A 15,605-nucleotide genomic window follows, 5' to 3' on the forward strand; every position below is an offset into this window, starting at 1 on the left:
CGGACGCGGCTCAGACGGCCCGGCGCAGGGGGGTCGGCGGGAACAGGTCCTTCATGTCGAGCGGGAGCTGACCGCGGAACCCCTCGATCTCGCCGGCGGACACGCTGTCCGCGACCGCCTCGCAGATCGCCTGCAGCACGAAGCCGGCGGCCTCGCGGTCCATGCGGAGCTCGCGCGCGACGTCGGCCTCGATGGTCGCGGTCGTGATGCGCTTGTCGGGCCCGTCGAGGAACGGCTCGAGCGACGGGTGGAGCCTGGAGGGGAGCTGCGCGATGAGGTGCCGCGCCTCCTGGGGCGTCACCCGGCGGCAGAGGCAGCCGAGGGCGATCTGGAGCGCGAGCTCGGCGCGGTCGCGCTGCTGGAGGCCGCTGTGGCGCTCGACGGCGTGGAGCAGACGGCCATAGGCGCTGTCCGCGCGCGCCTTGCGCCGGGTGAGGGCCCGCACGCGGCCGTGCGAGCGCTCCGGGCGCGCGGTCCCCTCGGGGTGCGTCGCGCCCTCCGGCTTGAACCGGGCGGCCACCTCGAGCTGCGCCCTGACGATCGAGCCGGCGGTCGCGGCGTCGATGACCCCGTCGGCGAGCAGGTCGTCGAGGGTCACGAGGCCAACGGGTCGCCCTTGCTCGGTCACCGGCACCCGGCGACACGCATGCTCGCGCATGGTGCGCACGGCGTCGTCGATCGATGCGTCGACCTCGACCGTCGCGATCTCGTCCGACATGATGTCGCGCAGCATCGTGCTGCGCGCGTCGAGGTCGCCTGCCACGATCTCCAGCGCGATGTCACGATCGGTCACGATGCCGGTGAGGCGCTGGCCATCGTGGACCAGGACCGAGCCGACGTGGTTGTCCATCATCGCCCTCACGGCGTCGTAAGCGGTCGAGCGCGGGCTCAGAACGATCATCCGCGGGCGTCGGTACTCTTCGAGCGACATGGCGAGTCCCTCCCCTGGGCAGCATCTTCTCGTGTGAGCATGCGCGCGTGCGCGCGTGCGTCGAGGACACAGCTAGCCAGAACGGTACCAACCGAGAGGGCGCGGCTGCCCTCGCCCGGCGGTCGTGCGTGCCCTCGTCGATTTGTAAATACTATTTAGTAAATGGCTTGCCGGCGGCGCGCCGCCCCGCGCCGCCCCGCGCCGCCGGCGCGCCGCCCCGCGCCGCCGGCGCTCAGCGCGCCTGCTTGGCCGCCGGCGCGACGGGCACGAGCCTCACCATCCGGTGCAGGAGCCCGTCGACCCGCTGCAGCCAGCTGCGCCAGGCGGCGTACTGGGCCACCGGGAGGGTCGAGCGGTCGATGATCACCCGCTCCTTCACCACCACCGCGTTCTTGCCCGGCACCTTCGTGAACGAGATCGTCGCGCGGCCGAACTCGCCGCCGTCCTCATCGCCGCCCGGCGGGAGCTCGGCGAACGCGTACCCCGCGGGGGCGACGATCGTGATCGTCCGGTTGTGGTGCCGCGGGGCGATGCTCGGCGGCAGGACCACGGGCAGCGTGCGCTTCACGAGCGGCGCGAGCTGCGACGTCATCGTGGACGTGCCCGAGAGCGGCACCGCGAGCTCCGCGCCCTCGCGGCGGGCGAGCCCCTCGGAGCGCGCCTCGTACTCGAGGGACGCCGCCCCGTGCGCGAGATCGGCCTGGAACGCCACCTTGGGCTTCACGTCGACGGTGGGGAACCAGCCGTACGCGAGGTACTGCTCGACCCACTGCGCGCGCGCGTCGGCCTCCGCCAGGTTCGACCGGAGCTCGAAGGCCGCGTCGCCGATGTGCCGCTCCTTCGCGACGAGCTCGCCCGCGCCGGAGGGGAGCAGCGCGATGGTCCACGCGGCGTCGACGCCGTGATCGGCCGGCGAGCTCGCCGGCGTCTCCACGATCTTCGGCGGCCCATCGTCGACGAACAGCGCCAGCGTGCGCGCATCCATCGCCGGCAGCGGCCCGAGCCGGCTCTGCGGGCTCGTCGCGTCGAGCCACAGCCCCGGCGCGCCGCCTGTGCCCGGGAGGTACGCGATGCCGTGATCGAACACCGGGATCGCCGCCACCTCGCTCCGGAGCAGCGAGGGCTGGCCCGTGTACCGCGTCTGCACCAGCACCTCCGTCGCCTCGACGCCGATCGACTTGAGCAGCGTGATGAGCAGCATCGCCTTGTCGTCGCAGTCGCCCTGGCGCCGCGCCAGGAGCTCCTGCGGGCGGTTCGGCAGCCACCACTCGCCCGAGACGAAGTTCACGTAGCGGATGTCGTCGGCCACGAAGTCGAAGAGCGCCCGCAGCTTGTCCTCGCGCGTGGTCTTGCCCTTCGTGAGCTCGGCGGCGAGCCGGCGGACCTGATCGTCGGGCTCGGTGAAGCCGGCGATCGCGCCCCGGTACCACTCCCGGAAGTCGTGCCAGCCGTGGAACGTGGAGCCGACGACGACCGGCAGCACCTCGGCGAGGTGCGGGGCGAGCGGCTCCTCGGGCACCTCGGGCGGGTCGTCCCAGATGAACCGCGTCACCTGGCGGCCGTCCTTCTCGGACCGGAGCACCCGCTCCGCCTTGCCGTTCAGCACGTCGATCGCCAGGGGATCGTTCTTCGGCGAGTCGACGACGACCTCGTTGTAAAGGATCGGGCGCGTGTCGGTCGAGCCGACGTAGTCGATGAAATAGAACGGCGCGTCGCCCCGGCGACCGACGGGGCCCGGGGTCCACGCGCGCACCGCGACCTCCACCACGTCGCCGGTCTCGAGTTTGGGCCAGCGCACGAACGGCCGCTGCCCGCCCGCGCCCTGCTCGTCCGGCGGCGAGACCGTGCCGTCCTTGCGGTGCACGCGCGCGAACAGGAGCTCGGTGTCCTCCGCCTCGGCGGGGATGTCGCGCTCGTAGAGGTCCTGATCGGTGCGCGGCTCGATGACGATCTCGCGCGCGTAGTGCATGAGCTGCGAGACGCGCTTGTCCGGGTGGTACGTCACGACGCGCACCCAGTGGAGCTGCCGGTCGGCCACCTCGCCCTTCCGCGCCGGGGTCTGCCGCGCGCGCGTGATGAAGACGCCGGGCGCGACGAGGTGCTGCTCGTCACGCATGCGCCGCCGGTCCGGCGCGCCGGCCGCGCCCTCGCCGAGGCGGAGCGCGAGCTCGGCCTTGAGGAACGGATCGCCGGGCGCGAGATCGCGCGCCCGCGCGAGCGCGCCGTGGGCGAGCGCGGCCGCCGCGGCGCTCGCGTCGCCCTGCCGGACCGCGGCGAGCGCCTGGAACGCGGCGGGCTGGTTCGGCGCGACCTGCGCGGCGTACGACAGCACCTCGCGCGCCCACGCGACGCGGCCCGCGTCGTGGAGCGCGCGGCCGATGCGGATGACGTCCTCGGCCGACGTCTGCTGCGCGAGCGCGCCGGCGGCCGAGAGCTCCAGCGCGGCGCCGCCCTCGGGCTCGAACGCGAGCACGTAGCGCGCGCCCCGCGACTCGGGCGCGATCTCGGCGAGCCGGCGCGCGGCCTGCAGCTCGAGCGCCGGGTCGAGCCGGGCCGCTGCCGCGATCTCCTGCCAGACGACGACCGGCGTCCGGTCCTTCTGCTCGCGCAGGACCGCGAGCAGCTCCTCGAGCCCGGCCCGCGTGAACCCCGACGTCCCGAGCTTCTTCTCGACGAGCCCGCGGAGGACGCGCGCCTCGGGGTCGCGCGCCGAGCGCAGCGGGTCCTCGCGCAGCGCGGCGGCCGCCCAGTCGACGCGGTCCGAGGCGAGGTGCGCCGCGACGAGCCGGCGCTGCGCGAAGGCGGCGGTGGCCCGGTCCTTCTCGGCGAGGCCGCGGGCGCGCGCGGCCTCGAGCCAGCCGCTGCGGTTCGCGCCGAACGGGGACACCCACCCCGCCAGGGCGAGCGCGTCGGCGGAGATCCCCGGAGCCCGCGTCACGCGGTCGAGCAGGCCGGGCGCGCGGGGCGAGCGCTGATCGTCGGCGCCCCCGAGCGTGCGCGCCACGACGGACGTGAGGGTCTGATCCAGGGGCTGCGCCGCGCCCGCGTCGAGCGCCCTGTCGAGCGCCGTCGCGACGGCGGTCGCCGAGCGTACGGCCGGGGACGCGGCCGGGGGCAGCGCGAGCTTCGTGAGGTCCGACGAGGTCGCGAGCGCCACCGGCCGGCGCTGCTCGTCGGTGAAGCGCACGCGGACGCGCCCCTCGTCGGAGACGGCCCCGGTGCACACCTTGAGGGCGAGCAGGTGATCACCCGCGGGCGCCTCGATCCGCGCGGCGATGCGGTCGAGCACGAGCCGCTGGTGGGCCGCGTCGCTCGCGGCGACGTCGGCGCCGTTCCACGCGAGCCGGACGGCGCCGGTCGCGGCGACGTGGGCGAGGATCGGCTTGCGATCGAGCGCGGCGGGGACGGTCACGCGCGAGGCGAGGTAGGTGCAGCTCTCGGCGCGGGGATGGATGTAGAGGTCGAGCGGCACGCCGCGCGCGGTCGCCGCGGCGGGCAGCACCCGGCGCCACGCGACGTCGTACACGCCCCAGGCGTAGTGGGCGCTCATGTCCGAGAAGCGCTGGCCTTCCGCCTCGGGCCCCTCGCGGCGCGCGAGCCCGCCGCCCGAGTTGTCCTGGAACGGCCCGAGGATGGCGAACGCCTTCACGAGCCCCGAAGGGTCCGGGGGCGCGTCGTACGAGACGGCGCGCGCGCCGGGCCACGTCGGCGCCGGAGGCGCGGGGGCGAGCGAGGCCGCGAGCCAGCGCGCCTCGTCGGCGAGCGCCGAGGGCGACGCCGCGATCTGCTCGAGGCCTTCCCGCGCGCGGCCCTGCGCCGCGCGATCGGAGAGGGCCGCCGCGATCACGAGCCCGGCGAGCGCGTCCTCGCCGCCCCGCCGCGCCCGGGCCAGCGCGGCGCCGAGCATCTCGTCGGGCGTCGCGGCGGTCCACCGCAGCGCGGGCGCGATGCGCGAGCGCTTCTCGGTCGCGCGCGCGCTGCCCGCCGCCGGGGCGCTCGGGTCGACCTTCGCGCCGCTCGGGCGCCGCGCCGGCGCGCTGCCCGCCGCCGGGGCGCTCGGGTCGACCTTCGCGCCGCCCGGGCGCGGCGCCTGCGCGCTGCCCGCCGCGGGAACGACGGAGATCGCGAGCAGCGCCGCGATGCATCCGCCCCGGCGCGCCGCGCGCCCCTCGCGTCGATCTCGTCCTCGTCGATCGCGTCGATCGCGTCGATCTTCCCCCGGCGAGCTCCGCTCCATCGATCCTCGCTTCCAGGCCACGGCATAGCGCGTGCCCGATCGCGGCGCGAGCGCGGCGATCGGCGCGCTGGGTTGCGCGGAGCGGCCGCCCCCCGGCGTGAAGCCGTACGCGAATTTGGCCGGCGAGCGCGCGGCCCACTAGCCTGCTCGCATGCGCCGTGCGTCACGATGGGTGCTCTCGGCGGTGATGGCCCTGACCACGCTCACGGTCTTGCCAGCGTCGACCTTCGCCCGCGACACGAAGGTCGAGTGGAAGAGCGTCGACGTGACCGTGGGCGAAGGCCAGGCCCGGCGGGCGCGCTCGCTGCGCGGCATGCTCTCCAGCGCCGCGAAGAAGGCGGACTTCGGCAAGGCGCGCTCGGTCGTGCTGAGCGCGCGCGTCGTCGAGTTCACCTCGACCACGCGGGGCGACGTCCACCGCGTGAGCTGCACCATCGTCGGCCGCGTCGTCGGCGGCCCCACCGCCCGCTCGCGCATCTCGTTCGGCGGCAGGCCATCCGAGCGACAGGCGCTGGAGAAGCAGGTGCTCACGATGGTCGCCAACGGCGTCGTCGGCAGGCTCGCCTCGATCGTCCGCGCCCGCGCCGAGGCGCAGGACTGAGCCGACCGGCCCCGCGCGCGAGGTCCCGCCGCGTCGCGCTCGACCTCCCCCGGGATCTGGATTACACGGCCCGCACATCATGGAGCTGGACCGGATGGTGAGCGAGCTCTTCCAGGAGGAGGAGCTCGCCCGCGAGATGGCGAGGAAGCTGATGGCGATGGCGCAGCGCTCCGCGGACGAGGCGAGCGCCGAGCGCGGGAGCCTGCTCGCGTTCCTCCGCGGTCCGATGGAGCGGCACATGCGCTACGAAGAGGCCTCGATCTTCCCCCATTTCCAGGCCCGCGGGCTCACCGAGGAGGTCCAGGTCGCGCTGAAGCAGCACGCCGCCGTGCGCGAGGCGACCGAGGCGCTGGCGAGCGTCGCGCAGGCCGACGTCGCAAGGAGCATCGTCAATGTCGCCCGGCTGCTCCTGCACCATACAAATTTCGAGGGCGACTACATTTATCCGGAGCTCACCCGCGACGAATGGCGCGAGCTGATGAAGGAAACCGTTCGTCAGGGGATCTGAGGTGGCACGCAGGAACTCGACACGGATGTTCCCCTCGACGTAGGCTTTTGCCGTCGTGTCTACCGCAGCAGGTCAGGTGCTGAGCGAGCGCTACCGCCTCATCCGACCCGTGGGGCAGGGCGCGCAAGCCTCGGTGTGGGTCGCTGAGCACCTGGCGCTCGGCACCCAGGTCGCCGTCAAGCTCATCGATCCCGAGCTCGCGAAGCAGGAGGACGCGCGCGAGCGGTTCCGCCGCGAGGCGACGGCTGCAGCCCAGCTGCGCAGCACGCACGTCGTGCAGATCCTCGATCACGGCATCGAGGGGGAGCAGCCGTTCATCGTGATGGAGCTGCTCGAGGGCGAGGACCTCTTCGATCGGCTCGCGAGCCGGCGCCGCCTCTCGCTCCAGGAGACATCGAAGATCGTGACGCAGGTCGCGCGCGCGCTCACCCGCGCGCACGGGGCCGGCATCGTGCACCGCGACCTCAAGCCGGAGAATTTCTACCTCTGCGCGAACGAGGACGACGAGGTCGTCAAGATCCTCGACTTCGGCATCGCCAAGGTGGGGCACGGGAAGCGGGCCGCCCAGCGCACCACGGTCGGCACGCTCATGGGCACGCCGCACTACATGAGCCCGGAGCAGGTGAAGGGGCTCCGGGAGGTCGACCACCGCGCCGACCTCTGGGCGCTCGGCGTGATCGTCTACCAGTGCGTGACGGGCGAGCTCCCGTTCGACAGCGAGGGGGTCGGCGACCTGCTGATCAAGATCTCGCTCGGCGAGATCCCGGTCCCCTCGAGGGTGAACCCGGAGCTGCCGCCGAGCTTCGACGCGTGGTTCGCGCGCGCGTGCGACCGCGAGCCGGGACGGCGCTTCAGCAGCGCGCGCGATCTCGCGGAGTCGCTCGCCCGCATCGCCGAGCTGTCGGCCGAGACGGCGAGCAGCCCGAGCTCGCCGCGGCCGCCGCCGATGCCGCCCCGCGCCTCGCCGACGCGCCCTCCGGCGGCCCCGCCGCGGCCGGCGACGGGCTCGACGATCCCCAAGGCGCCGCCGCTTCCCCGGATGGCCGACCCTGCAGGCGCCGCCTCGACGCGAGCGTTCGAGCGACGGCCGAGCGAGCACGCCACCGACACGGCGGCTGCTCCGCTGTCGGTCAGACCGAGCGCGCGGGTCCCCGCGCGACCCAGCGAGCGACCTCCGACGCCGCCGCGGCTCACCGAACGGCCTCCGCTCAGCGAGCGCTCGCCGCTGTCGGCTCGGCCCGGTGAGCGGCCGCCTCCGGCGCCGCCGCGGCTCACCGAGCGGCCTGCTCCGGCGCCGCCGCGGCTCACCGAGCGGCCGCCTCCGGCGCCGCCGCGGGCCACCGAGCGGCCGCAGGCGTCGCCTCTGGCTCAGGTGAGCGAGCAGCCGCCGGCCTCGTCCCACCGCGGCGAGCGGCCGCCGCTCAGCGAGCGCTCGCCGCTGTCGCCTCGGCGCGGCGATCGACCTCCGGCGCCGCCGCGCAGCGACAGCGCGTCGCAGAGGCCGCCGCTCTCCACAGGCACGCCACGCTCCACGGGCACGCCGCTCTCCGCGCCGCCGAGCAACACGTCGCCCGCGGTGGCGGACGGCGTCGAGGCCCCTTCAGGCTCGCCGCCGGCGCTGGCGCGCAGCGAGACGCCCCGGGAGGCAGCCGACAGCGCGCCCTCGCTCGTCGACGTCGACATCGAGGAGTTCGAAGAAGACCCGATCGACACCGACGTGGACGAACCCTGGATGGCGCCGGCCGTAGCCGCGGCGCTCGGTCCACGAGCCGACGCGACGCCCGCCTCCGGAGAGCCCGCCCCCCAGGCAACGGCCGAGCCCGCAGCCCACGCGTCGGCCGAGCCCGCAGCCCACGCGTCGGCCGAACCCGCAGCAGCCCACGCGCCGGCCGAGCCGGCGATGCCGGCGCACGAGAGCGGCGTGCCCCTCGCGCCGAGCGCGCCGGCCGAGCCTGCGATGCCGGCGCACGAGAGCGGCGTGCCCCTCGCGCCGAGCGCGCCGGCCGAGCCGCCGCTCGCCGCGCAGACGCCGCGCGCGCTCTCGCCGCAGGAGGCCCACCCAACGGCGCACGAGCGCGAGGCGCCGCCGAGCCACGAGCTGCCGGAGCAGCCCCGCGACGGCGCCGGGCGAGCCGCCGTCGGGGAAGCCGCGGCCGTGGCGTCCGCGCCCCCCGCATCGCTGCGCGCGCCGCGCTCGCTCGAGCAGCCGGTCGCGCCTGCCGCTGCCCCGCCGGATCGCGCCGTGCCCTCCGGCCAGACGCCGGAACACTGGATGAAGGCCTCCAGCGTGAGCGGGCTGGCGCATGAGGGGGAGCTTCCGGAGTTCGACCCTGGCTCACACCGGCGCCGGCGCGTTCGCTGGACAGCGATCGTGCTGGTCGCTGTCGCGGGCGTCGTCGCGTGGCAGGTCCTCCGCTCGCAGCGCCTGCCGCAGAGCACGCCGGCAGCCGAGAGCGAGACCCCGCCGCCCGCCGTCGCGACGGAGCCCGCGCCGCCGCAGGAGCCGGCGCCCCAGCCCAGCGCCACGGCGCCCGCCGCGTCGGCGGCCCCGACGGCGCAGCCTTCGGCCAGCGCCACCGCGACGGCGCCGCCGCGGAAGCGGCGCCCGCCGCCGCCGCCGAAGAAGCCGCGGAAAGAGCCGGCCAAGGTGGACGACCTGACGATCGAGATCCCGACGCCGCCCCCGGAGCCGTCCGACGAAGAGCGGACGTCACCAGCGGAGTCGCCGCCTCCGGCCGCGTCGCCTCCCCAGGAAGAACCGGCCCCGCAGGCAGAGTGAAGAGCCCGGCGGGCTCTTCGTCGCCACGGCGCCCGCCTATCCGTGGCTGTTCAGCGATCACGACCGGGCGCTCCAGCATTTCCGCCGATACACCGTGAGGAGCTTCCGCGACGCGCTGCCTTCCGGCTTCCACGTGGAGGCGTGCGGGCCGAGCGTCTCGACAAGACCTCCCGCGCAACCAGGGACGAGCCTGGGCGACGCGTTGCTACGCGGCACCAGCCGCACGGTTCTGGCGGCCACGCCTCGATAGCTTCGTGATACGGGTGCGCGCCATGACTGGGCAAGACGCCGCGACGCCCGCTGATCCCGCCGCCTCCCGCCGCAAAGCCGTGCGCTGGACTGCCCGCCTCGCGCCGTTCGCCATCCTGATCGCGATGTTCGGCCTGCTGCAGTGGGGCCACCGCGACGACTCGCCCACCGAGGACGAGTGGGCGCACACGATACGCGGGATCGCCTGGTGGCAGACCTCGGACATGCGGCTCAACTACGCCCACCCGCCGCTCGGGAACGCGATCACCGCCATCCCCCTCGCGCTCATGAAGGGCAACGCGGACGTCACGTCGTTCCGGCACTGGAAGGACGCGAACACCGGGCGCGTCGCCCTCGACTACATCAAGCAGGACTACGCGCGGGCGCGCGAGCAGCTCTTCCGGGCCCGGCTCATGATCATGCTGATGGCCGTGGCCCTCGCCGCCTACGTGTGGCTCTGGAGCCGCTGGTTCTGGGGCGAGCGGGCCGCGCTGGCCGCGCTGGTCCTCGTCGCGTTCAACCCGACGATCATCGCCCAGGGCCGGTACGTCACCACCGATCTCCCGGCGGGGCTGGCGACGATGCTCGCCGTGGGCGAGTTCGCCCGGTATGCGAGCGGGCGAGCCGGCAGGTGGTCGCTCGTGACCATGACGCTCGCCATCGGGGCGGCCGCCGTCACCAAGTACAGCGGCCTGCTCCTCGTGCCGATCCTGGGCGCGATCGGGGTCCTCCTGGCCGCGACCGGCCGCGGCCGGTTCGAGGGGAAGCCCGCCGCCCGCCGCTTCAGAGAGCTCGGCCTCCACGCCCTCGTGGCGGGCGTGGGATTGCTCCTTGTCATCAACGCCATTTACAAGTTCGACGATACGGGCATGTCGGTGCGGGACATCCTCGCTGCCATCGAGCCGCAATATCAGGTCTCGCAGCGGTACAAGCAGCATCTGATGGAGAGGCACTCGCTCGTGCGGTTCCTGCCTGCGGACCTGCGGATTCCGCTCCCGTACACGTATCTCTTCGGCATGGCGTCCGTGACCGCGCTCAACGCCGGCGGGTTCACGTCGTACTTCCTCGGCGAGGTCGTCCGGATGGGTAGCTGGGCCTATTTCCCGGTGATGCTCCTCATCAAGAACCCGCCCGCCACGTTGCTCCTGCTGCTCGCCGGGACGGCGCTCGCGCTGCGGCACGCCCGTTCCCTCTCGCTCCGCTCCGTCTCCGTCGAGGTGATCGCCACCGGGGCGACGGCACTGCTGCTCCTCGCCTCGTTCATGCGGGCCAACCTCAGCATGGGCGTCCGGCACGCCATGCCGATCATGCCGCTCCTCGCCGTGCTCGCGGCGCGCGCCTTCGACAGGCTCTGGGCGCTCACCTCCTCGCGCCGTCCTGCCCAGCTCGCGCTCGCGGGCCTCGTGGGGAGCACTGCGCTGAGCGCGCTCCTCGCCGCACCGCACTTCCTCGGTTACTTCAACCTGTTCGTCGGCGGCGCGCTCGGTGGCTACAAGATCAGCATCTACGGCGAGGACTGGGGGCAGGATCGCGCCGCGCTGGCGAAGTACGCCAAGGAGCACGACATCCAGCCGCTCTATTACAACTACCAGAGCGACACGCGCCGCCTCGAGTGGGAGTACTTCCGCGTTCCGTACAAGCGCTTCGGCTGCGAGACGGTGCCCAAACCCGGCACATGGGTCGCGCTGCACGCCCTAACGCTCAAGACCGCGCCAAAGAAATGCTACACGGTGATCCGCGGACGCGAGCCGGACGTGGAGATCAACCACCACATCTATCTCTACCGGATCCCGCCCGCCCCAGCGAACCCCTGAAACCACGAACGGAGCGACTCGCGGCGTCAGGGGAATGCCATCGTGACCGATTGAAGATGTGGTGCTTCGAGCCGATTTTCCCGCCATCCGAAGGGTTGCAGAACGTCGGCGTGCTCTCGGCTCTCCTGGACCCCCACGCATCCTCAGGTCGCCCGCTCTGCTGTGCGCTGACGCCATTGCGGACCATCATTCCCGACGCGCAGATCCGCCATGCAGCCTACCCCTACCGTGAGCCCGGTCTCCGGGTGGAAGTGGTCCGAGGCGCCCAGAGCGGCGCCGAGGCGTCTGGCGCTAGTTGAGCAATTTCTTCGAGAGGTGCTTGACCGCCTCCTGCGCCGCGTTTCGCAGCGCGACCTCAACCGCCTTGGAGGACGTGTCGCCGCGCACGAGGATGGCGCAGTTGTCCCCTTCGGCCTCGAATGATGCGAGGGGGAGCTCCGTCGCCGCCTCTGCAGCGCGGATCGGCACCTGCACAGCAAGCGAGCCGACCTCGAGCTCCACGAACCCCACCAGCTCCGACTTGGATAGGTTCTGCATGCTTCGAACGTGAGTCGTCCGCAGGGGCTTAGCAAGGTCAGGTTTTTCCTGCTTGTCGGTGGGATTGAGCTCCACCTGAAGGGGCGGAGCACGCACTCGTCAAGCACCTCCGCTGGGCGCCGTCGGCAGCGATGTGGACAGCGGACGCGCGACGCGCGGCGTGCGACGCGGTGCGCGCCGGCCCCGGCGCCGCGCCGCCATGCTCGTCTCGCCCGTCGCGCGCCTCGCGCGCTTCCGCACGGATGACCGCGCTCGCGTCAGTTCTTCAGGGATGTCAGCTGGTCGGCCATGATGCTGCGGTGGTTGCGGTAGACCTGGAGCACGATGGCCAGCGCGATCGCCGCCTCGCTCGCCGCGAGGACGATGATGAAGACCGTGAACACCTGGCCAGACACACCGCCCGCGACGAAGTGCTCGAACGCGACGAAGTTGAGCGCGGCGGCGTTGAGGATGAGCTCGACCCCGAGGAGGATGCCCACCGCGTTCTTCCGCGTCATGACGGTGAACAGCCCGAGGCCGAAGAGCGCCGCGGCGACGCTGAGGTAATGGATGAGCCCGATCTCCTCCATCGCCTACTCCCTCTCCCAGCCGCGCCGGACGGCCCGGCGCGCGAGCACGACCGCGCCGATCATGGCGCCGAGCAGGATGATCGAGCCGAGCTCGAAGGGGAGCAGGTACTCGCCGAGGAACGCATGCCCGAGCTTGGCGGTGGACGGCATCGCCGGCTTGGCCTCGGCGGGCCAGGGGGTCTGGGTCGCCACCCGGCCGAGCACCAGGAGCACCGCCGTGACCAGGACGAACGCCACGGCGGGCCGGCCGCGCGGGTTCGAGACCTTCATCTCCGCGATGCGGCTCGTGAGCATCACGGCGAAGAGGATCAGGACGAGCGTGCCGCCGACATAGACGAGCACCTGCGTCGCCGCGAGGAAATCGGCCGACAGCGTGACGTAGAGCCCCGCAATGCCGAGGAACGTGCCGAGCAGGGCCAGCGCGGAGTGGATGATGTTCCTGGAGAACGCCACGAACCCGGCGGAGCCGAGCGTCAGCGCCGCAAGCCCGAGGAAGACGAGTGCACTCAGGGAGGGCATGTGGTGAGGGCAGCGACGTTAGACCGCCGCCCACCGCCCTTCAAGGGCGACGCCCCTCGATGCGCGACGCCCTCGCTCAGGCGCCCGCTCCAGCCTCCCCGCCCGCGGCTTCCGCGCCCGCGGCCTCCGGGTCCTCGGCGCCCTTCTTCCGGGCGCGCTCCCGGCGCCAGATGGCGCGCAGCTCCTCCAGCGCGGCGGGGTTGTCGCGCATGGCGCGCTCGCGGGCCTCGCGGGCGTGAGGCCCGTACTCGCCGACAGGCACCTCGCCGAGGTCCTTCGGCGCCTTGTACAGCGGGACCAGCCCCTCGGGGATGAAGCGGAAGGTGAGGTGGTCGAGCGTCGGCGCCGCCCCCTCGAACTCGCGGGTATGGCGGATCGCGCCGGTCGACTCGTTCTTGCACGCCTCGACGCAGAGGCCGCAGTACATGCACTTGCCCATGTCGATGTCGAAGCGGCTCATCGCCTGCTTCTTCGTCGCCGGGTCCTTCTCCAGGTCGATCGCGATGCACTCGATGGGGCACGCGCGCTCGCAGCGCTTGCAGCCGGTGCAGATGTCCATCTGCACCTCGAGGAAGCCGCGGTAGCGCGGCGGGAGCATCTCGCTCACGGGCCGATCCGTCTTGTCGGGATACTGGACGGTGATGGGCTCCCGGAACAGATGGGAGAACGTGACCGCCATCCCTTCCAGGATGGTATTGGCCGCGCTGGAGATGCTCTTGATGTACTGGGCGAGATCCATGGCCGGTGCCTCTCCGGGACCTGACGCGCTCGGACACACCGCCCGAAGGAGCGGGGCGCCACGCCAAGCAGGCTAGCAGATCCCCGGCTCGCGGCGTCCGGTCCGCGCGACGCCGTCCGCTCCGGACCTCCGCCGACGGCGCCGCACTGCGTCCACGGTCGCGTCCGATCGTCGTCGCGCCGGGCAGGAACCCGCGGAGAGCGTGGAGCGCGCGGAGGACCTGTCCTCTCCTGTTGACGCGCCCCCCGGGTGGCGATCATGGTCGTGTGATGACGCAGCTCCCCTTATCGGGAACGTTCACCGCCCTCGTCACGCCCTTCACGCCCGATGGCGAAGCCGTCGACTTCGAAGCGCTGGATGCGCTCGTCGAGGCGCAGATCGCGGGCGGCGTCAGCGGGCTCGTGCCGTGCGGGACCACGGGCGAGTCGCCGACCCTGAGCGAAGCGGAGACGACCGCGGTCATCGCGCGCGTCGTCGAGGCGGCGCGCGGCCGCGTGCCGGTGATCGCGGGGACGGGCTCGTTCTCGACGAAGAAGACGATCGAGGCCTCGCGCGCCGCGCTCACCGCGGGCGCGGGGGCCGTGATGATCGTGATGCCGTACTACAACAAGCCCTCGCAGGACGGGCTCCGCGAGCACGTGCTGGCCGTGGCCAGGGCCGTCTCGGGGCCGATCGTTCTCTACAACATCCCGGGGCGAACGGGGGTCGATCTCTCCGCCGAGGCGACCGAGCGCATCTGCGCCGCCGCGCCGAACGTCGTCGCGATCAAGGACGCCACGGGCAACGTGCTCCGCTGCCAGGAGCTCGTGCGGCGCCTCGGCGACCGGCTCACGGTCCTGTGCGGCGACGACGCGCTGACGCTCGCGATGATGGCGCTCGGCGCGCAGGGCGTCATCAGCGTCACGTCGAACGTGCTGCCGCGCGAGACGAGCGCGGTGCCCCGGCGGTTCCTGGCCGGCGACCCCGCGGGCGCGCGGGCGGCCCACCTCGCGCTGCTGGAGCTGCACGGGCTCATGTTCCTCGAGCCGAACCCCTCCCCGGCCAAGGCCGCGCTGGCCGCCCTGGGCCGCATGAGCCCCGCCGTCCGGATGCCCCTCTCGCCGGCCGGCGAGGCGACACGGCAGCAGATCGTCGACGCGATGAAGCGGATCGAGGCGAGGCGCGAGGCGACGTGAAATCGAACGGCGATCATCGAGGCGTAACGATGGGCGCGCTGATGGAGGCTGCCCGGGAAGAAGAGGCCCGCTTGCTGAAGATCGCTGTCCACGGCGCGAGCGGCAAGATGGGGCAGGCGATCGTCCGGCTCGCCGCGGACGAGCGCGCGCAGATCGTGGGCGCGATCGTGTCGCGCGGCTCCTCCGGCGTCGGCCGCGACGTCGGCGAGCTCGCGGGGACGGGCAACCTCGGCGTCGCGATGAGCGACGACACCAGCGCCGGGCTGCTCGGCGCGGACGTGGTCATCGACTTCTCGCGGCCCGAGGCGCTCCCCCGGCTCCTGCACCTCGCGATGCGGGCCAAGGTCGCCGTGGTCAGCGGCACGACGCGGCTCGACAGCACGTGCGAGCGGCTCCTCGACGAGACGGCGCAGCACGTCCCGGTCCTCTGGTCGCCGAACACGAGCATCGGCATCCACGTGCTCGCGGAGATCGCGGCGAGCGCGGCGCGCCGGCTCGGGCCCGGCTACGACATCGAGATCGTCGAGGTGCACCATCGCGCCAAGGTGGACGCCCCGAGCGGCACGGCGGTGCGGCTCGCCGACGCGCTGCGCGCGGCCCGCGGCGGGGCCGGCGAGGCGGCCACGGCGCTCGCCGACGTGCACGGCCGCGAGGGCAACGTCGGCCCCCGGAAGGCGAACGAGCTCGGGATCTTCGCCGTGCGCGGCGGAGACGTCATCGGCGACCACACGGTCCACCTGCTCGGCCCCGGCGAGCGCATCGAGCTCACGCACCGCGCCACGAGCCGCGACCTCTTCGCGCGCGGCGCGCTGCGCGCGGCGTGGCACCTGCGCGGCAAGCCGCCCGGCCGGTACACGATGGCCGACGTGATCGAAGGCTGACGGCGGCGCCGCCGGGGCGCTGCCGGGCCGACGACCGGCGATCGGTGCTCCGGCGCGCCGCGCGGA

At 73.4% G+C, this 15,605-nt stretch carries 12 protein-coding genes; 6 read left to right on the top strand and 6 right to left on the bottom strand.

Annotated elements, in window-relative coordinates:
• Positions 1 to 10: 10 nt before the first annotated feature.
• Positions 11 to 931, bottom strand: coding sequence for a CBS domain-containing protein (locus WMF28_RS39530; protein ID WP_437598829.1), 921 nt, complete (start codon positions 929 to 931; stop codon positions 11 to 13).
• A gap of 232 nt (positions 932 to 1,163) precedes the next feature.
• The gene (locus WMF28_RS39535) at positions 1,164 to 5,168 is read right to left on the bottom strand and encodes a transglutaminase domain-containing protein (RefSeq protein WP_437598831.1); all 4,005 of its coding nucleotides are present in this window, start codon (positions 5,166 to 5,168) and stop codon (positions 1,164 to 1,166) included.
• Positions 5,169 to 5,319: 151 nt separating this feature from the next.
• On the opposite strand from WMF28_RS39535, the gene WMF28_RS39540 reads away from it, so the two are divergent.
• From WMF28_RS39540 to WMF28_RS39555, 4 genes are all read left to right on the top strand, one after another.
• Positions 5,320 to 5,769, top strand: a complete 450-nt coding sequence (locus WMF28_RS39540; RefSeq protein WP_437598833.1) for a hypothetical protein — start codon at positions 5,320 to 5,322, stop codon at positions 5,767 to 5,769.
• Positions 5,770 to 5,848: 79 nt separating this feature from the next.
• Positions 5,849 to 6,277, top strand: coding sequence for a hemerythrin domain-containing protein (locus WMF28_RS39545; RefSeq protein ID WP_437598835.1), 429 nt, complete (start codon positions 5,849 to 5,851; stop codon positions 6,275 to 6,277).
• Positions 6,278 to 6,332: 55 nt separating this feature from the next.
• On the top strand, positions 6,333 to 9,056 hold the full coding sequence (locus WMF28_RS39550) for a protein kinase domain-containing protein (RefSeq protein ID WP_437598836.1): 2,724 nt from the start codon (positions 6,333 to 6,335) through the stop codon (positions 9,054 to 9,056).
• 272 nt (positions 9,057 to 9,328) lie between these two features.
• Entirely contained in the window at positions 9,329 to 11,119 is a 1,791-nt protein-coding gene (locus tag WMF28_RS39555; RefSeq protein ID WP_437598838.1) for an ArnT family glycosyltransferase, read from the top strand.
• 291 nt (positions 11,120 to 11,410) lie between these two features.
• Here the strand turns inward: WMF28_RS39555 and WMF28_RS39560 are convergent, their stop codons facing one another.
• From WMF28_RS39560 to WMF28_RS39575, 4 genes are all read right to left on the bottom strand, one after another.
• A complete protein-coding gene (locus tag WMF28_RS39560) occupies positions 11,411 to 11,656 on the bottom strand; it encodes a hypothetical protein (protein ID WP_437588812.1) in 246 nt (81 codons plus the stop codon).
• A 257-nt stretch (positions 11,657 to 11,913) separates the two neighbouring features.
• Positions 11,914 to 12,225: an NADH-quinone oxidoreductase subunit NuoK gene (nuoK, locus tag WMF28_RS39565; RefSeq protein WP_437482545.1), complete on the bottom strand. Its 312-nt coding sequence runs from the start codon at positions 12,223 to 12,225 to the stop codon at positions 11,914 to 11,916.
• A gap of 3 nt (positions 12,226 to 12,228) precedes the next feature.
• Entirely contained in the window at positions 12,229 to 12,744 is a 516-nt protein-coding gene (locus WMF28_RS39570) for an NADH-quinone oxidoreductase subunit J family protein (RefSeq protein WP_437598839.1), read from the bottom strand.
• 76 nt (positions 12,745 to 12,820) lie between these two features.
• Complete coding sequence (locus WMF28_RS39575) at positions 12,821 to 13,483, bottom strand: NuoI/complex I 23 kDa subunit family protein (protein WP_437598840.1); 663 nt, start codon at positions 13,481 to 13,483, stop codon at positions 12,821 to 12,823.
• A gap of 269 nt (positions 13,484 to 13,752) precedes the next feature.
• Between WMF28_RS39575 and dapA the strand changes: the two genes are divergently transcribed.
• Together dapA and dapB are read left to right on the top strand one after the other, a co-directional pair.
• Positions 13,753 to 14,658 (top strand): 4-hydroxy-tetrahydrodipicolinate synthase, encoded by a 906-nt coding sequence (gene dapA, locus WMF28_RS39580; RefSeq protein WP_437598841.1) that lies wholly within the window; start codon positions 13,753 to 13,755, stop codon positions 14,656 to 14,658.
• Between the two features lie 71 nt (positions 14,659 to 14,729).
• On the top strand, positions 14,730 to 15,539 hold the full coding sequence (gene dapB / locus WMF28_RS39585; protein ID WP_437598842.1) for a 4-hydroxy-tetrahydrodipicolinate reductase: 810 nt from the start codon (positions 14,730 to 14,732) through the stop codon (positions 15,537 to 15,539).
• Positions 15,540 to 15,605: the final 66 nt, after the last annotated feature.

Origin of the sequence: Sorangium sp. So ce590, assembly GCF_051521365.1 — a bacterium.
Lineage (GTDB): Bacteria > Myxococcota_A > Polyangia > Polyangiales > Polyangiaceae > Sorangium.

What these genes read in the sequence shown, in the direction of transcription:
- WMF28_RS39555 (WP_437598838.1), top strand. Translation starts at nt 9,329, where the DNA reads ATGACTGGGCAAGACGCCGCGACGCCCGCTGATCCCGCCGCCTCCCGC.
- WMF28_RS39575 (WP_437598840.1), bottom strand. Translation starts at nt 13,483, where the DNA reads ATGGATCTCGCCCAGTACATCAAGAGCATCTCCAGCGCGGCCAATACC.
- dapA (WP_437598841.1), top strand. Translation starts at nt 13,753, where the DNA reads ATGACGCAGCTCCCCTTATCGGGAACGTTCACCGCCCTCGTCACGCCC.
- WMF28_RS39570 (WP_437598839.1), bottom strand. Translation starts at nt 12,744, where the DNA reads ATGCCCTCCCTGAGTGCACTCGTCTTCCTCGGGCTTGCGGCGCTGACG.
- WMF28_RS39530 (WP_437598829.1), bottom strand. Translation starts at nt 931, where the DNA reads ATGTCGCTCGAAGAGTACCGACGCCCGCGGATGATCGTTCTGAGCCCG.
- WMF28_RS39535 (WP_437598831.1), bottom strand. Translation starts at nt 5,168, where the DNA reads ATGGAGCGGAGCTCGCCGGGGGAAGATCGACGCGATCGACGCGATCGA.
- WMF28_RS39545 (WP_437598835.1), top strand. Translation starts at nt 5,849, where the DNA reads ATGGAGCTGGACCGGATGGTGAGCGAGCTCTTCCAGGAGGAGGAGCTC.
- nuoK (WP_437482545.1), bottom strand. Translation starts at nt 12,225, where the DNA reads ATGGAGGAGATCGGGCTCATCCATTACCTCAGCGTCGCCGCGGCGCTC.
- WMF28_RS39540 (WP_437598833.1), top strand. Translation starts at nt 5,320, where the DNA reads ATGCGCCGTGCGTCACGATGGGTGCTCTCGGCGGTGATGGCCCTGACC.
- WMF28_RS39560 (WP_437588812.1), bottom strand. Translation starts at nt 11,656, where the DNA reads ATGCAGAACCTATCCAAGTCGGAGCTGGTGGGGTTCGTGGAGCTCGAG.